Annotated in this window: 18 protein-coding genes; 8 read left to right on the forward strand and 10 right to left on the reverse strand. The window is 67.0% G+C overall.

Annotation, left to right across the window (positions count from 1 at the left end; genetic code table 11):
- The first annotated feature begins 84 nt into the window (after positions 1–84).
- Both Ga0102493_RS05490 and Ga0102493_RS05495 read left to right on the forward strand, forming a co-directional pair.
- Positions 85–387 (forward strand): integration host factor subunit alpha, encoded by a 303-nt coding sequence (locus Ga0102493_RS05490; protein ID WP_172800992.1) that lies wholly within the window; start codon positions 85–87, stop codon positions 385–387.
- A 5-nt stretch (positions 388–392) separates the two neighbouring features.
- Positions 393–821, forward strand: a complete 429-nt coding sequence (locus tag Ga0102493_RS05495; protein ID WP_034903904.1) for a MerR family transcriptional regulator — start codon at positions 393–395, stop codon at positions 819–821.
- A 3-nt stretch (positions 822–824) separates the two neighbouring features.
- On the opposite strand, the gene Ga0102493_RS05500 is transcribed toward Ga0102493_RS05495, so the two are convergent.
- The 4 genes from Ga0102493_RS05500 to Ga0102493_RS05515 all read right to left on the reverse strand — a co-directional run bounded on the left by Ga0102493_RS05500 (position 825) and on the right by Ga0102493_RS05515 (position 6,471).
- The gene (locus Ga0102493_RS05500; protein ID WP_034903901.1) at positions 825–4,247 is read right to left on the reverse strand and encodes an AAA family ATPase; all 3,423 of its coding nucleotides are present in this window, start codon (positions 4,245–4,247) and stop codon (positions 825–827) included.
- A 12-nt stretch (positions 4,248–4,259) separates the two neighbouring features.
- Positions 4,260–5,033 (reverse strand): thioredoxin domain-containing protein, encoded by a 774-nt coding sequence (locus Ga0102493_RS05505; RefSeq protein ID WP_034903895.1) that lies wholly within the window; start codon positions 5,031–5,033, stop codon positions 4,260–4,262.
- Positions 5,034–5,149: 116 nt separating this feature from the next.
- A complete protein-coding gene (locus tag Ga0102493_RS05510; RefSeq protein WP_051697979.1) occupies positions 5,150–5,914 on the reverse strand; it encodes a thioredoxin domain-containing protein in 765 nt (254 codons plus the stop codon).
- Positions 5,911–6,471 (reverse strand): DUF721 domain-containing protein, encoded by a 561-nt coding sequence (locus Ga0102493_RS05515; protein ID WP_081845647.1) that lies wholly within the window; start codon positions 6,469–6,471, stop codon positions 5,911–5,913. The genes Ga0102493_RS05510 and Ga0102493_RS05515 overlap by 4 nt, the downstream gene beginning before the upstream one ends.
- Before the next feature lie 29 nt (positions 6,472–6,500).
- On the opposite strand from Ga0102493_RS05515, the gene Ga0102493_RS05520 reads away from it, so the two are divergent.
- Positions 6,501–7,577 (forward strand): A/G-specific adenine glycosylase, encoded by a 1,077-nt coding sequence (locus Ga0102493_RS05520; RefSeq protein ID WP_034903889.1) that lies wholly within the window; start codon positions 6,501–6,503, stop codon positions 7,575–7,577.
- Here the strand turns inward: Ga0102493_RS05520 and Ga0102493_RS05525 are convergent.
- Positions 7,574–7,795: a hypothetical protein gene (locus tag Ga0102493_RS05525; protein WP_034903887.1), complete on the reverse strand. Its 222-nt coding sequence runs from the start codon at positions 7,793–7,795 to the stop codon at positions 7,574–7,576. The genes Ga0102493_RS05520 and Ga0102493_RS05525 overlap by 4 nt on opposite strands.
- 132 nt (positions 7,796–7,927) lie before the next feature.
- Between Ga0102493_RS05525 and Ga0102493_RS05530 the strand changes: the two genes are divergently transcribed.
- The 4 genes from Ga0102493_RS05530 (at position 7,928) to Ga0102493_RS05545 (ending at position 11,535) form a co-directional block, all read left to right on the forward strand.
- Positions 7,928–9,244 (forward strand): serine hydrolase domain-containing protein, encoded by a 1,317-nt coding sequence (locus tag Ga0102493_RS05530; protein ID WP_034903885.1) that lies wholly within the window; start codon positions 7,928–7,930, stop codon positions 9,242–9,244.
- Positions 9,245–9,255: 11 nt separating this feature from the next.
- Complete coding sequence (gene nudC / locus Ga0102493_RS05535) at positions 9,256–10,170, forward strand: NAD(+) diphosphatase (RefSeq protein WP_174544552.1); 915 nt, start codon at positions 9,256–9,258, stop codon at positions 10,168–10,170.
- The gene (locus Ga0102493_RS05540) at positions 10,167–10,850 is read left to right on the forward strand and encodes a DsbA family oxidoreductase (protein ID WP_034903883.1); all 684 of its coding nucleotides are present in this window, start codon (positions 10,167–10,169) and stop codon (positions 10,848–10,850) included. Before nudC ends, Ga0102493_RS05540 begins: the two co-directional genes overlap by 4 nt.
- Before the next feature lie 163 nt (positions 10,851–11,013).
- The gene (locus Ga0102493_RS05545) at positions 11,014–11,535 is read left to right on the forward strand and encodes a hypothetical protein (RefSeq protein WP_034903881.1); all 522 of its coding nucleotides are present in this window, start codon (positions 11,014–11,016) and stop codon (positions 11,533–11,535) included.
- 89 nt (positions 11,536–11,624) lie between these two features.
- Here the strand turns inward: Ga0102493_RS05545 and Ga0102493_RS05550 are convergent, their stop codons facing one another.
- Both Ga0102493_RS05550 and Ga0102493_RS05555 read right to left on the reverse strand, forming a co-directional pair.
- Entirely contained in the window at positions 11,625–12,038 is a 414-nt protein-coding gene (locus tag Ga0102493_RS05550; RefSeq protein WP_051697978.1) for a DUF6640 family protein, read from the reverse strand.
- A 15-nt stretch (positions 12,039–12,053) separates the two neighbouring features.
- Positions 12,054–12,302, reverse strand: a complete 249-nt coding sequence (locus Ga0102493_RS05555) for a hypothetical protein (RefSeq protein ID WP_034903880.1) — start codon at positions 12,300–12,302, stop codon at positions 12,054–12,056.
- Positions 12,303–12,470: 168 nt separating this feature from the next.
- Between Ga0102493_RS05555 and Ga0102493_RS05560 the strand changes: the two genes are divergently transcribed.
- Positions 12,471–13,121: an HdeD family acid-resistance protein gene (locus Ga0102493_RS05560; protein WP_034903879.1), complete on the forward strand. Its 651-nt coding sequence runs from the start codon at positions 12,471–12,473 to the stop codon at positions 13,119–13,121.
- Here Ga0102493_RS05560 and Ga0102493_RS05565 read toward each other — a convergent pair.
- Genes Ga0102493_RS05565 through mgtE form a run of 3 tightly spaced genes read right to left on the reverse strand, consistent with a single transcriptional unit; the run spans position 13,118 to position 15,773 of the window.
- Complete coding sequence (locus Ga0102493_RS05565) at positions 13,118–13,507, reverse strand: DUF1489 family protein (RefSeq protein ID WP_034903878.1); 390 nt, start codon at positions 13,505–13,507, stop codon at positions 13,118–13,120. The genes Ga0102493_RS05560 and Ga0102493_RS05565 overlap by 4 nt on opposite strands.
- Positions 13,508–13,538: 31 nt before the next feature.
- Positions 13,539–14,294, reverse strand: coding sequence for a glucose 1-dehydrogenase (locus Ga0102493_RS05570; RefSeq protein WP_034903876.1), 756 nt, complete (start codon positions 14,292–14,294; stop codon positions 13,539–13,541).
- A gap of 33 nt (positions 14,295–14,327) precedes the next feature.
- Positions 14,328–15,773, reverse strand: a complete 1,446-nt coding sequence (gene mgtE / locus Ga0102493_RS05575) for a magnesium transporter (RefSeq protein ID WP_034903875.1) — start codon at positions 15,771–15,773, stop codon at positions 14,328–14,330.
- Between the last annotated feature and the right edge of the window lie 76 nt (positions 15,774–15,849).

Genomic DNA, 15,849 nt, shown 5'->3' on the forward strand with positions numbered 1-15,849 from the left:
CGGCGGCGGCGCCTGCATTGCCAAAACCGCGCGAACCTTTATGATACAACGCTCGTCAGGGTCGCGCCGCGGAGGAGTTTGGGCATGATGCGTTCGGTGGGCACCCTTACCCGCGCCGATCTGGCTGAAACGATCAATCGCAAGATGGGATTGAGCCGGGCGGAATCGCTCGACCTTGTCGAGGCCATTCTCGAAAAGATGTGCGATGCGCTCGCCGATGGCGAGAACGTCAAGATCTCGGGCTTCGGCAGCTTCGTGCTGCGCGACAAGAACGAACGGATCGGCCGCAATCCCAAGACCGGGGTAGAGGTCCCGATCACCCCGCGCCGGGTGATGACGTTCCGGGCGAGCCAGTTGCTCAAGGAACGGATCGCGAAAGGCGCCTGATCGCGATGGCGCAGTTCGACGACGGCAAGGACGACGGCGCGCTGCGCACGATCGGCGAAGTCTCCGAGGCGCTCGATATCAAGCCGCATGTCCTGCGTTACTGGGAACAGCAATTCAGCCTTCTCAAACCCCTCAAGCGCAGCGGCGGGCGGCGCTATTACCGCTCCAGCGACATCGCCCTTGTCGAACGGATCGACCGGCTGGTGAACCATGAGGGCTACACGCTGAAGGGCGCCGAAACGGTACTGCGGGCCGAGGCGAAATCCGAACACGATCGGCGCCTGAGCGGGGAGCGCCGCTCAGGCGACCGCCGCGTCGATGCAGCCGACAGTGCCGCGCCCGGCAATGCCACGGAACGCGCGCGCAGGCTCGCCGAAACGCTGGCCGGGCTGAAACGGGTGCGCGACAGGCTCGCCCGCGCGCTGGAAGCCTGAAAGCTATTCTGCCGCCATCAGTTCCGCCTCGCCGAGATCGACGCTGACGAGGCGCGAGATGCCTTTTTCCGCCATGGTCACGCCGAACAGGCGGTGCATCCGGCTCATCGTGACGGCGTTGTGAGTGACGATGAGATAGCGCGTGCTGGTCGTGCGGACCATCGAATCGAGCAGGTCGCAGAACCGTTCGACATTGGCATCGTCGAGGGGCGCATCGACCTCGTCGAGGACGCAGATCGGCGCAGGATTGGTCAGGAACAGCGCGAAGATCAGTGCGGTCGCGGTCAGCGCCTGTTCGCCCCCCGACAGGAGCGAAAGCGATTGCAGCCGCTTGCCCGGCGGCTGGGCATAGATTTCGAGCCCCGCTTCCAATGGATCGTCCGAATCGACGAGCGCGAGATGCGCCTGCCCGCCCTGGAACAGCCGCGTGAACAGCACCCGGAAATGCCCGTCCACTTCCTCGAAAGCGGCGCGCAGGCGTTCGCGGCCTTCGCGGTTGAGATTGCCGATCGATCCGCGCAGGCGCGCGACCGCTTCGGCGAGTTCGGCCTGCTCGCTCGCATTGGTGCCGTGCTCCTCCTCGATCCGGGCGAGCTCGTCGGCGGCGACGAGATTGACCGGGCCGATCCGCTCGCGGCTGGCGGTGAGCCTGTCGAGCGCTTCGGATTCCTCACTGGCAGGCTTCACCTCGTCCTCGGCGAAAGCGAAGCGTTCGGAAAGCAGCGGGGGCGGGCACTGGAAGCGTTCACCTGAAACGCGCGCCATTTCGCTGCGGCGCGATTCCTCGTTCTCGGCCCGCGCGGCCAGCGTAGCGCGCCCCTCGCGCGCCTGGGCCAGCGTCTCCGTCGCTTCGGCCAGCACGCGTTCGACATCGCCGAGGGCGTCCTGCGCCAGCTGCATCGTCTGCTCGGCTTCGGCGAGCTCCTTCGCCAGCCGCTCACGCAGCGTGTCGCCCTGTTCGATCTCGGCCATCAGCGCGGCCGGCTTGGCCGCATGGATCGCGCGCTCCTCCTCGATTTCCTCGAGCCGGCTCGCCGCTTCCGACATGCGCCGCTCGGCATCGGAAGAGCGCGCCTGCCAGCCCGCATGGTCCGATTTCTGCGCCGCAAGCCGTTCGCGCGCGACGGCGAGGGACTGGTCGTGCGAGGCGAGTTCGGCGAGCGTTGCCTGCACCGCCGAGCGGGCGGCCTCGTTCTTCGCCTGCGCCGCCTCTAGCGCGGCACGGCCCGCATCGGGGGCGGGAAGTTCGGCGCGTTTCGCCTTTGCGGCTTCAAGGTCGCTTGTCGCGGCGGAGAGCTGTTCGGCGAGATCGTCTTCGCTGTCCGACAATTCTGCCAGGCGCGCAGCGATCCGCTCCCTCGCGGCCTCGGCCTGGTCGAGCGCGCGCCATGCCTGGCGTTCGGTCTCGACGGTTCCTGCAAGTTCGCGTTCGAGCGCGACGAGGGCGGTCTGCAGTGCGGAGAGTTCCTCGCGCGCGGCGGTCTCGCTCGTGGCGGCGTTCCCGGCGGCGGCGCGCAGGGCGGGGAGCTGTTCTTCGAGTTCCGCCAGCCGGTTGGCCGCTTCGAGCCGCGCCGCCTCGGCGGAGCCTTCGCCGCGCGCCAGAAAGCCGTCCCAGCGGCGCAGATGCCCGGCGCTCGTCACCAGCCATTCGCCCGGCGCGAGGTCGCGCCCGTCATCCTCCTCGGCGACATGGACAAGGGCGAGGCGCGCGCGCAGTTCAGCGGGGCAATCGGTGACATGGGCAAGGAGGCTGTCAGGCAATTCGCGCGGCGTCTCGCTTCCACTCCAGAAGCGTCCCTCGGCTCCGGCTTCGGGCGCGCCGAGCGGCGATTTCGCATCGCGCCCCAGCACCGCGGCAAGCGCGCGTTCATAGCCCTTGGCGACGCTCACGCGGTCGAGCGCCGCAGGCAGGCCGTGGCGGCCCTTCTCGCGCTTCTCGCGAGCATCGCGGTCGCGGGCGAGGGCGTTGTATTCGCGTTCGATCCCGGCCAGTTCGGCCTTCGCGCCCGCCAGCTGTGCCGACGCTTCGTCGCGGGCGGATTGCAGTTCGGCCTTGCGCGCCTGCTCGGTCTCGAGCCGTTCGCGCAGCCGGGCCACGTCTCCCGCCGCCTCTTGCGCAGCCTCGCGCGCGGCGATGACAGCGGCCTCGGTATCCTGTGCTTCTTCAAGCTCGGCGCGGGTCCGCTCCAGCCGTTCGCGTTCCGCCGTCAGCCGCGAAAGACGCGCTTCGGCCTGTTCGATCGCGGCCTCGGCCACGCGCCATTCGGCCTCGACCCCGGCATGGTCGGCGGTCGCCTTCGCCAGAGCGAGTTCGGCGGCGCGGCTTGCGCGTTCGGCCTTCTCGGCAGCATCGGCGAGCGCGGGGCGCTCCTTCTCGGCCTCTTCCACCGCCTTGCGGCTCGCTTCGAGTTCCCGCGACAGGCGGCTGAGCGCGTCGACCGCATCGGTCGTGAGCCGGTCGGCATCCTCGCGGTCGGCCTCGAGCCGCTCGCGCTGGCGAGTGAGGTCGGAGAGCCGCGCTTCGGCCGCTTCGAGTTTTTCCGACAGGGCCGCCATCCGGTGCCCGTGCGCGCTGGCATCGTCGCGGCGATCGGCAAGCTCGTCGCGCGCCGCGGCAAGCGTCTTGGCCGCTGCGGCCTGTTCCTTCTGCGCCTCGGCGACCTTGGCCTGCGCTTCGGCGACGCGCGCCTCGGCCCCTTCGGCCGCCGCGCGCGCTTCCTTGGCCGAACGCGCCGCATCGCGCCAGCGGGCGAAGAGTAGCCGCGCCTCGGCGGTGCCGATTTCGTCGGTCAGGGCCTTGTAGCGCTCGGCCTGCTTTGCCTGCCGGCGGAGCGAATTCATCTGCGCATCGAGTCCCGCCATGAGGTCTTCGAGCCGGGCGAGATTGGCCTCGGTCTGGCGCAGCTTGCTTTCGGCATCCTTGCGCCGCACATGCAGCCCGGCGATTCCGGCTGCCTCTTCCAGCATGGCGCGGCGTTCGGCGGGCTTGGCGGCGATCACCTGCGCGATCTTGCCCTGGCTGACAAGAGCGGGGGAATGCGCACCGGTCGCGGCATCGGCGAAGGTCAGCGCCACGTCCTTGGCCCGCACGTCGCGCCCGTTGACGCGGTAGGCACTGCCCGCGCCGCGTTCGATCCGGCGGGTGACGACGAGATCCTCGCCATCCTCGTCATGGGCGTGGAGCACGACCTCGGCGAAGGCGCGGGGCGGACGGGTAGAGGTCCCCGCGAAGATCACGTCTTCCATTCCGCCCGAGCGCATGGATTTGGGGCTGTTTTCGCCCATCACCCAGCGGATCGCTTCGAGCAGGTTGGACTTGCCGCAGCCATTCGGGCCGACGACCCCGGTCAGGCCCGGCTCGATGCGCAGTTCGGCCGGCTCGACGAAGCTCTTGAATCCGCTGAGCTTGAGCCGGCTGATCTGCATGCGCGTATCCGCTTACTCGGCCGGCCGCGCGCCGGCGTTCTGCAGCGCGGGCTCGACGGAGGACCATTGCGGGCCGTCGACCCTGCTGCCGTTGATGAAGAAGGTGGGAGTGGCCGTCACCTCGTCTTCCTGCGCGAGCGCATCGGCACCCTTGACCATGTCCTCGATCGCGGCGGCATCGGACAGGCACGTGCGCGCCTCGTCCGCCGAAAGCCCGCGCGCGGCGAAGAAGTCGATGAACCCCGCCAGTTCCGCCATCCGTACGAAGCGCTGCTCCATCGGCAGATTGCCTGCCGCCTGGATCGCCTCGCCGTTCTGCTGGACTCCGTTCATGACCTGGCCGAGATTGCCCCAGACTTCGTCCGAAAGCGCATGGACCCGTTCGGGCGGGCCGCACTGGATCATGGCCGCGAGCACCACGTCGAACGTATTGAGGAATACCTCGCGCTGTTCGATGCTGACGGTGCCGGTCGAGATGTATTCCTGCTTGAGTTCCGGTTTGCCCTGCATCGCGAAGGCGGCGCAAGCTCCGCAGGTGTGCGATGCGTATTCGACCAGCTTGAGCGGCGCATCGGGATTGCCGAGCACGTAACCGCCTTCCTCCGAGACGGTGACGGTGTCGGTCCACGAGGTGCCTTCGGGCGCGGCGATCGGATCGATCGGCCCGCTCGCATCGGTCGTGACATCGGCTTCCTCGCCCCCGCATGCGGAAAGGGCGAGGGCAAGCGGCGCTGCGATCAGCGCGGCCATGGGCTTCGATGCGTAACGAAAGCGGGTCGGGATCATCTTCGGTCTTGTCCTTCGGATCGATGGGAGAAGTTACAGGCTCGGTTCCGGGGCTCAATAGCCGCGCGGGGCGTGCTTGTGCACAAATATGTGGGCAGGCGCAGCCAGGGCGCGCGTCATTCGCCCGCTGCGGGGGCTCCCGCGGGGGCGTAGCGCGCCGCGAGCACGCCGCGCAGCGCCCCCCAGCTGTGCACCTTGTCGAGCAATTCGCCGTCGAGCGCGAAGCTGGGCGTGCCGGGAATGCCGAGGTCCGTCTTGTCCGCGAGGCTGTTTTGCGCGATCCGTTTCGCCGCCGCGTCGTCGCTCAGGCAGGCATCGATCTCCGACAGGCTCATGCCTTTCTTCGCCAGCGTATCGTCGAGATCGAGAGCGCGCGCCGCGCTCAGCCGCGCCGCCGCATCGCCGCGCGCCCAGGCGGCCTGCTGGCTGCGCGGCGCATTGGCCGCCCGGCCGAGCCATTCGTCCTGGGTGTAGAGGAACAGCCGGTGGCGGTCCTTGAAGCCCGCGACATCGCCGCACTGGACAAGCAGGCTGACCGTCATGTCGAGCCAGTTGCGGATGACCGGGCGCACCTCCACTCCGAGCTTGCCCGGCGCGATGAGCACAAGGTCCATCGACGGCCCCGCTTCTTTGGCGAATTCGGCGCAATGGGGGCAGGTGTAGCTCATGAACTCGATCAGCTGCGCCTCGGCCTCGGGATTGCCGATCAGGTGGCCGCGCTCGGTCTGCGCGATTTCCGCCTGCCAGACCTTGGTCGGAGTCGTGTCGACGAAATTGCTGTCGGGATTGGAAAGGTCCTGGTTCTGCGCCGCTGCCGGGGCGGCCAGAACGGCAAGGCCGGCGGCAAGGCCGGCCGAAAGCGCGACGAATGCTGTTCTCACGTCTCGTCCTTTTTCGTCTGTTCCTGCGCGTCGAAGCTGCGTGCGAGCGATTCGAGCACGGTGCGCAGTTCCGGATCGCCGATATCGCGCAAGCTGTCGCCCAGTTCCATCGGGATCGGCTTGAGCGAAGGCGGCGGCTTGGCGGGCCTGTCAGCAGGCGGCGCCTTAACCGCGCCTTGCCGGATCTTAACCCGCGCAAGCGCCCGGTAGCCGAAGAAGCGGTTCACCCGTTCGATGATTTCGGGCGTCACCTGCTGGATAAGCGGGGCATGGGCCGGGGCGACGACGAGGTGGAGCGTCCCCTCTGCGCGCTCTCCGGGGGGAAAGCGGATCGCCTCGGGACTGCACACCCTTGCATGCCGAGGACCGACGATTTCGTGCCAGCGCGTGACGACCGAGCTTTGCACGAAGCCGAAGCGGCGAAATGCGGTGCGGCCGATTTCGGGCATGAGATCGCCGATCGGCTTCGCCCCGCCGCCGCGCGGGCGCTGATAGGGCGTGGCGGTCCCCTTCTTGCCTCTGCCGCTCGACTTCGGTTTATCGCTGCCTGTTCCCATGACGCGCCGAGCCATGCCATAGGCGTGGCGTGACCGCCAGCATCTCCGACGCGCTTCTCGACTGGTATGACCGCAATGCCCGCGCGCTGCCGTGGCGCAATCCTCCCGGCGCGCCGCTGCCAGATGACGCCGCGTGGCCCTATCGCGTGTGGCTGTCGGAAGTGATGCTCCAGCAGACGACGGTGGCGGCGGTGAAACCCTATTTCGAGGCCTTCACCCGGCGCTGGCCGACGGTCGAGGACCTTGCCGCGGCACCTGAGGATGACGTCATGGCGGCATGGGCCGGGCTCGGCTATTATTCGCGCGCCCGCAATCTCGTGAAATGCGCGCGCGCAGTCGCGGCGCGGGGCGGCTTTCCCGCCGAAGAGGCCGGACTGCGCGAGTTGCCGGGCCTGGGTGCCTACACGTCAGCTGCGATCGCCGCGATCGCCTTCGGGCGCCGTGCGGTGGTGGTCGATGCCAATGTCGAGCGGGTGGTGGCGCGGCTGTTCGCGCTTCGCCAGCCGCTGCCGGGGGCGCGCAAGCCGATCCGCGAAAAGGCCGAGGCGATCACGCCCGAAATGCGCGCGGGCGATTTCGCGCAGGCGATGATGGATCTCGGATCGCAGGTCTGCACCGCAAAAGCCCCGCGCTGCCTGTTGTGCCCGCTTTCGTCCGACTGCGAGGGACGCGAAAAGGGCATCGCTGAAAGCCTGCCGATCAAGCCCGCGAAGAAGGCCAAGCCCGAGCGGCGCGGCACCGCTTTCTGGATCGAGCGCATCAACGGGCCGGGGCGCGAGGTCTGGCTCGTCAAGCGGCCGGGCACCGGGATGCTAGGCGGGATGCGCGCGCTGCCGGACGACGGCTGGTCGGCGCGCGATGACGGTTCGGGTGCCGCGCCATGGGGAGGGAATCCGGAGGGCATGTGGGCGGGCGTGTGGGAGGACCTGGGCGCGGTGCGCCACACCTTCACCCACGCGCATCTCACCCTTGGCCTAAGGCGGGCCGAAATCTCGGGCGAACCGGGGGGCGAGGGCGAATGGTGGCCGATCGAACGGCTGGAGGAGGCGGGGCTGCCTACCCTCTATGCCAAGGCCGCGCGACTCGCGCTGGCCCGGGAAAGTTAGAGGATCCCGCCGCCCAGCATCAGGCGCACGACCGCGATCAGCAGCACGATGAGGCAGAAATTGCGTCCCCCGTCCCTTGATGAGAGCGCGCCGAGCACCACGCCGATCACGATGATCGGCAGCGCGACCCAGTTGGCGGCGCCGAGCAGCGGCAGCTGCGCCGGAATGACGATGACGAGGCTGAGAAGCCCGACGAGATAGGCAAGAGCGTTGAGCATGTGTGTTATATAGATAGCACACTTTGCCGCTGCAAGAACCCGCAACGCCAAAGCGCCCGATTGACCCTGCGGCCCAAGTCACGCACACAGCGAACCGACCCTTTCAGACCATCTGCCGGAGATTTTTCGCCCATGGCTTTCCGCGACCTCGACACCCCCGATTTCTCGCGCCGCTCGCTGCTGCGCCTCGGCGGCCTGGGTGCCGCTGCGGCAGCGCTTTCTGGCCTGCCGTTCGGCCGCGCCCTGATGGCGCATGACGTGTCCGAGGCCTGGCCGAATGTCGCCGCGCTCGCCGAACGCTATGTCTCGCAGGGCAAGGTCGCGAACATGATGCTGACCTTCGGCTGGGGACGCGAGGAACACGCCCACATAATCGCGCGCGGCGCACCGAGCGTGGGCGCGCGCGGCGAGGTCGATGCGGATTCGCTCTACCGCATCTATTCGATGACCAAGCCGATCACCGGCATGGCGGCGATGATGCTGGTCGATGAAGGAAAGCTCGGTCTCGACCAGCCTGTTCACGATCTCATCCCCGCATTCCGCGACATGCAGGTGCTGGTCGATCCGGACGGGCCGCTCGACGAGGTCGAACCGGCGATCCGCCCGATGACGGTGCGCCAGCTTATGACGCACACGTCCGGGCTCGGCTATGACATCGTCTCCAAGGGGCCGCTGCAGAAGGCTTACCAGGAAGCGGGCGTGGTCAGCGGGCGGGTCAGCAAGATGCCGATCCCCGGCTTTCCCGACGTTACCCCCGCGCCGGGCCTCGAAGCCTTCGCCGAACGGCTGGCCGAAATCCCGCTGATGTATCAGCCGGCGACGAAATGGAGCTATTCCTTCGGGCTCGACGTGTTGGGCCGGGTGATCGAGGTCGCCTCGGGGCAGAGCTTCGATGCTTTCCTCCAGGAGCGCTTCTTCGGACCGCTGGGCATGACCAGCACCTTCTTCGAAGTGCCCGAAAGCGAGGCCGGCCGGCTCACCACCAATTACGGCATATTGAACGGCATGCCGCTGCCGCTCGACCTTGCGAGCAATTCGATCTTTACCGAGGCGCCGCCGATCCTGTGGGGCGGATCCGGCCTCGTCAGCAGCCCGCGCGATTACGACCGGTTTCTCGCCATGGTCCTCGGCCACGGTGTCTTCGAGGGCAAAAGGGTGATGAGCGAACTCGCCGTGCGCGTGGGCACATCCGACCTCATCCCCGCCACGGTCGACAAGAAGGGCTCATGGTCGGAGAATGAAGGCCACGGCGCAGGCGGTCGGGTGCAGGGGCGCACCTTTGGCTGGGGCGGGGCGGCCGGCACTCTCGCCGCGGTCGATTACGGCATGGGGCTGCGCACGACGCTCTTCACCCAGTACATGCCGAGCGAGGCCTATCCGGTGCGCGAGGAATTCCTCGCCGCGCTCGAAGCCGATCTCGCCGGGATGCGCGAAAGCAAGGCGGCCTGATGGCCCATGACATGAGCCATCCCGCAAAAGCCGGTTCGCCCGCCCGATCGATCGCTGGCGCGCCGATCGCCTTTGCCGGTTCGCCGATCGACCGCGCCGACCACATCCGCACCGATCCCGCAGCGCTCGGCAATCTGATGAACTGGCGCGCTCGGGTGCTGAACCTCGACGGGTTGCTGCCCGAATTCGACGACGAGGGCCGCCTGCTCTGGCACACGCTGGCCGATGTTGGCGAGGATACCGAACTCGTCTTTCTGGGCCTGCTCGACGACAAGGCCCATTTCGCGCCCGTCCCGCAGGAGGGCGCTTCGGGCCCGGCCATGCCGCGGGCGTGGCAGGCGATGCAGATGCTGCAGCCTGACGATCTCGCGCTTTATGGCGGGGCGAGGAGCCTCGTCGACTGGCACGCGCGCCACCGCTTCTGCGCCAATTGCGGGTCGCCCACTGCAATCGCCAAGGGCGGCTGGCAGAGGAATTGCGGCAATTGCGGCGCGCAGCATTTTCCCCGCACCGACCCGGTCACGATCATGCTGGTCGAACACGAAGACCGACTGCTTCTGGGCCGCCAGCCGCGTTTCCCCCCGCGCATGTATTCCGCGCTCGCGGGCTTCGTCGAACCGGGCGAGACGATCGAGGAAGCGGTCGCGCGCGAGGTGCAGGAGGAAGCGGGCATCACCGTGCGCGACGTGCGCTATCTGGCGAGCCAGCCCTGGCCGTTCCCGAGCCAGCTGATGATCGGCTGCACGAGCGTTGCCGACAGTCCCGAACTCGAAATCGACCGGACCGAACTCGACGATGCGCGCTGGTTCACCCGCGAGGAACTGGAGGACGCCCGCCGCGCCGGGCCCGATGGCAACGAGACGCTCATCTTCCCGCAGAAATTCGCGATCGCCCACAGGCTCATCACATGGTGGCTCGACAGATGACCGACCGACTTACCATCGACATCTATTCCGACGTGGTCTGCCCTTGGTGCGCGATCGGATACGGCCAGCTGACGAAGGCTCTGGCGCAGCTCGAAGGAGAGATCGAGGCCGAGGTGCGCTGGCGCCCCTTCGAGCTCAATCCCGACATGCCGTCCGAAGGCGAGGAGCAGGAAACGCACCTTCAGCGCAAATACGGCCGTTCGATGGAGGAAGGCGCGGCGATGCGCGGGCGGATGAAGGAGATTGCCGCGGGCGCAGGCGTCTCGCTGTCCTATGAAGGGGAGGGGGATGCGCCGCCCGCGATGATGTGGAACACGCGCGATTGCCACAAGCTGCTGGGCTTCGCGCTCGAACAGGCGGGGCCGCAGGTGCAGACGCGGCTCAAGCTTGCGCTGTTCAAGGCCCATTTCAATCACCGCGCGGACCTTTCCGACCGGGACACGCTGCTGGATATTGCCGCTGGCGTCGGCCTCCACCGCGAGGCGGCGAAGGCGGCGCTGGACGATGCCGATCTGGAAGCGCGCGTCATCGCCGAGGAGCGGCAGGCCTGGGACCTCAACATCACCGGCGTTCCAGCGATGATCGTGGGCGGCAAGTTCCTGATCCCCGGCGCGCAGGCCCCCGAGACCTACGTCAACGCGCTGCGCCGGGTGGCGGAGAAGAGCCGAGCAGCGGGATAGACAGCACGGGAAAGGCGCGCGATTACTGCGAGGCAAAGTAATCCAAAGTAAATTATTGTTGCCCTTCCCGGGATTTTGCTTGCGCGCCGCCCAATTCGGACGGATTGTCCGATCACGGGGCGGCGCAATCTCGCGGGTCCGCTCCCGGGGGACATCAAAACATATGAAGATTGATCTTTTCGCGCTCGGCGTCGTGGCGACGGCGTTCGTTCTGCATCCGACCGCCTTTGAACAGGACACGGACGCCCCGGAGCACGAAGCCGAGGCTATGACCGATGAGCCGGGCAAGCCCTGCGAACTCCATGTCTGGCCGACCGAGAATTATCTCGGCGTGAAGATGGGGCTTCTGAGCGGCTTCGGAGGGATCGGCGCAGTCGCCGACCTGGCGGCGAACAAGAAGGGCGTCACCAACGTGAAGACCCTGATGCGCGAGTATCTCAGGCCGGAAATCCAGCTGGCCGAGCTCGAAAAGCTCGATTATGTCACACGGCTCGGGCTCGATCCGGCGCAGTACCGCGTGGTCAATGGAGACAGGCTGGTCTCGAAAGGCATCGGACAGGTCAAGAACCCGCTAGAGAACTTCCCGCCCAAGGACGATACGATGGTGGCGGCCGCGCAGGAAGAGCTGCGCGATGCCTATTCGAAGGGCTTTGCGGAGTGGGTGGAGAAAAAGTCGGGTACCTGAGCTTGACGGAAATGCGGGATCGGGAGGAGCGGCGCGGCTCCTTCCCGGTCGCGCCTTGCGGATAAGATACCTTAGCCCCCGACCCGTGTCTAGTTCCGGCGCATGACGAGAAAGGTGGCGGCGGCGAGCATGGCCGCCGCTGCGGCAAATCCTGCAAGATTGCTGTTCACGCCGAATATCAAGATTCCGTGGCCGACGCCCGAAAGCGATCCGTCATAGCCTGGCATGGCCAGCGCGGCGAGCCCGAAGGGCGCGAGCGCGACCCAGCCCAATGCGGCCGCAACGGCGAGATTGACGCGCGCCTCGGCGGGCTTGCCGCGCCAAGTCATCACCAGCATGACAAGCGCCAGCGCGCCCAGCACAAGCACCAGCCACACCGTGTGGAAACGGGCGTGCGGCGGCCATGCCTCGTTGAAGGCATGGCTCATCGAAAGGTCGGTCACGAAAGGCGCAAGGCCGAAACCGAGAGCCGTCGCGGTGAGCAAGAGCCGGGCGAGCAGCATGGCGTCGGTCCGGCGTCAGCCGTCCTGCTTGCCCTGCTTGATCTTGTTCATCGTTTTTGGACCCTTGCGCGCATCGTCTTCGGGATTGTCGGAGCCGATCTCGGGCTCTCGATTGTCGGGATCGGTCGCGCTTTTCGTCTCGTCGCGCTTGCCCACGCGGCGATTGACCTCACCCCCGGAAGAGCTTTGCTGCGAGGGTGTCTTTTCCTCGGTCATGCGGTCGATTAGGTCGTTGTCGGGATGGCGGCTCTGGCGTTTGGGCATGATGTTTCTCCTTTACCAGACCAATGGGCGGGGCGGGGGCGATGTTCCGAAGCCGATCGCCGCGGATACATTCGCCGCGTCCATGCGTTCAGGAAATATGCCAAGCGGCAGACATAGCCGCGTACCGCGCAACAAAGCGCGCGGAGCCGAAAACATGGGAGGAGAGCCATGAACACGACCGCCAGCGATGCAAGGGACGGCACGGCCGCCAATCGAGGCGGGCCGACGCCCGTTCCGAACACCGACACCACCGATCCCGTGGTCGGTGCGATGCCCGATTCGAGCCGCGTCATCCCCGCGCAGGGGGAACTGGGCCGCGGCTGGTTCATCGCGCTCGGCATATTGCTGGTGCTGACCGGGGCCGGCGCGCTGGTATTCCCGCTTGCCATGGCGCTGTCGGTCAATCTGCTGGTCGGGATCACGCTGCTCGTTGGCGGGATTCTCACGCTTGTCCACGCGATCAGGGCCAAGGGTTGGAAAGGCCGCGCGCTGACCGCGCTCATCGGCCTGCTCTATCTGGCAGGCGGGTTGTTCTTCCTCGCCGATCCGCTCGCGGGGCTGTTCACGCTCGCGATCATGCTCGGCGCGTTCTTCGCAGCCGACGGGGTCGCGCGGCTGATGCTCGCCTTGCGCATCCGGCCCGAGCGCGCCTGGTGGCTGTTCCTCGCATCGGGGCTGTTGTCCCTCTTGATCGGGGTGATGCTGTTCTTCGGCATGGCGACCGGCATATCGATCGCGTTTCTCGGCATCCTTGTCGGCGTCAACCTGATCTTTTCGGGCGTGTCCTATGTCTGCTGCTCGGGCGTGAGCGGCGACTAGATCAGCGCGAGCCTTTCGAGTTTCGCCGCGAGCTTGCCGGGCAGGGTGTCGCCGATATCCTCGCCCTCGGCGAGGTCGCGCGGAGGATCGCCCTTGAGATAGCGCCAGCCCTGATGCGCGCGCTTGCGCACCGGGTGGACGCGGATCAACTCCGGTTCGAGATCGATGTTCCAGCGCCCGTCGCTCGTCTCCGAGAAGCCGAGAATGCGCGAACGCGCGACAAGCTGGTGGTTGAGGATCCAGTAGAGCGACCCGCCGACGAGTTCCTCGTGGCGCTTCGGGCAATAGCGGGTGGTCAGCGCGATGCGCTTGCGCCCTTCGTACCAGCCCGCGAGATCGGCATAGCTCTTCGCCCCGAAGGCGATCTTGGTCATGTGGAGCGGCATGCCTGCCAATGTGGCGGCTCGCCCGGCGCGGTCAAGCGATCGACAGGCCCCCGTCCACGATAAAGGGCGCGCCGGTGGCGAACCTGCTTTCGTCGCTGGCGAGATAGACGACGAGATGCGCAATGTCCTCGGGCTCGCCCATGTGGCCGACCGGCTGGGCCACGCTGAACGCTTCGCGCGTCGCGTCGGGATCGGGCGTTCCGGCGATGACGCTTTCGACATTAGGGGTCAGGATCGTCCCCGGCTGGACCGAATTGACGCGGATGCCGTTCTTCTCGCGCGCGCACCACAGCGCGATCGACTTGGTCAGCATGGGCACGGCGGCCTTGGCGCTGTTGTAGGCGGCTAGATCCGCGCTCGGCTTGTTCGCGGCGGCGCTGGAAAAATTGACGATCGACCCGCCGCCGGACCTGGCCATCAGCGGGATCGCCGCCTTGCAGCCCATGAAGATCGAATCGACATCGACGGTGTAGCAGCGCCGGAAATCCTCGACGCTGATGTCCATGACCGAACCGAAGACGGTGATCGCGGCGTTGTTCACGAGCACGTCGAGCCGGCCATGGTCACGCTCGATTTCGGCGATCACGGCGAGCCAGCGGTCCCAGTCGGTCACGTCCTGAGCGATGAAGCTGCAGCCAACCTCCTGCGCCGTGGCCCGGCCGGCATCCTCGTCGATATCGGTGATGACGACCTGTGCGCCTTCGGCCACCAGTGCCTTTGCCGCCGCCTTGCCAAGGCCCATGGCGCCGCCCGTCAGCAGCACGACCTTGCCCGAAACCCGTCCCATTCCCGCTCTCCCTCTTCCTGTCGGGGAAAGGAGCTAGAGCGAGGCGAGCCCGCTTGCCACTGCCAAACCTAGGAAGGCGAAAAAGCCCATCGAATCCGTGATCATCGTGACGAACACGCTGGAGGCGACCGCCGGGTCCTGCCCGAGCCGTTCGAAGATCACCGGGACCAGCACGCCCGCAAGCCCCGCGACCGCGATGTTGATGACCATGGCCGCTGCGATCACCGCGCCCATCATCGGCGAGAACAGCAGGCCCGCCGCGATCCCGATCAGCACCGCGACCGTCACCCCGTTCAGCATCGCGACGCGCATTTCGCGCCACAGGATGCGCTTGGTGTTGGAGCGGGTCAGCTGGTTGGTGGCGATCGCGCGGACCGAAACCGCCATGGTCTGCGTCCCCGCATTGCCGCCGATGCTGGCGACGATCGGCATCAGCACGGCCAATGCCACCAGTTCCTCGATCGCAGCGCCGAACAGGGCGATGATGCCGGAGGCCACCACCGCCGTGCCAAGATTGGCGACCAGCCAGCGCACGCGGCTCGAATAGGCCTCGCGGATCGGTTCGTTGATGTCGCCGTCGCCCGCGCCCGACATCAGCAGCGCGTCCTCGCCCGCTTCCTCGGAGATGATGTGAACGACGTCGTCGACCGTCATCTGGCCGACCAGCCGCCCGCTTTCGTCCACGACGGCGGCGGAGATCAGGGCGTACTTCTGGAACATCAGCGCGACTTCCTCCTGGTCCATCGTGACCGGGATGAGCGTCTGGTCGCGCTTCATGATGTCGGTGAGCCTGACCCAGCGCGGGGCGGTGAGAATCCAGTTCAGCGCGCACGACCCCACAGGGTGATGCGCTGCGTCGATCACGAATACCTCGTGGAAATCGTGCGTGAAATCCCCGTTCTCGCGCAGATAGTCGATGAGGTCGCCGACCGTCAGGTGTTCGGGCACCGCCATGACGTGGCGGTTCATCAGCCGCCCGGCGGTCTCTTCCGGATAGGACAGCGCCGAATTGACCACGACCTGCGTTTCGGGCTGCAGATTGGCGATGATCGCCTTCTGGTCTTCCTCGTCGAGGTCCTCCAGAAGCTGCACCGCATCGTCGGTTTCGAGCTGCTGCGCGATCAGCGCGACCGCCTGGGCGGGCAGGGCCGTCATCATCTCGCCGCGCACGAAGTCGTTGAGTTCGGCGATGACATCGACCGTCATCAGGTCGGTGATGGCGGTGGCAAGCTGCTCGCGTTCGTCGCGGTCCAGCAGTTCCAGAAGGTCCGCGATGTCGGCCGGGTGGAGCGGCTCGACCAGGTCGTAGACCGCGCCCTTTTCGCCTTCTTCGAGCGCCTCGCGCACCGCGCTCACATATTCAGGCTTGAGCCGGTTCTCCTCGTCGTGGCGTTCGTCGTCGATGCGGTCGTCGGGACGCACGTCGTCCTCGAGCGCATCGGCAAGCAGCACGGCGTCCTTATCGGCGGGTTCGACCATGCCGCCCGGTCTAGGGATGGGCCGAGGAAAAGCAAGCCGGGCGCGCGCACTCAGGGGTGACTCGGCGGCTCAAGCC

It is taken from the genome of Erythrobacter litoralis (assembly GCF_001719165.1).
Classification (GTDB): domain Bacteria; phylum Pseudomonadota; class Alphaproteobacteria; order Sphingomonadales; family Sphingomonadaceae; genus Erythrobacter; species Erythrobacter litoralis.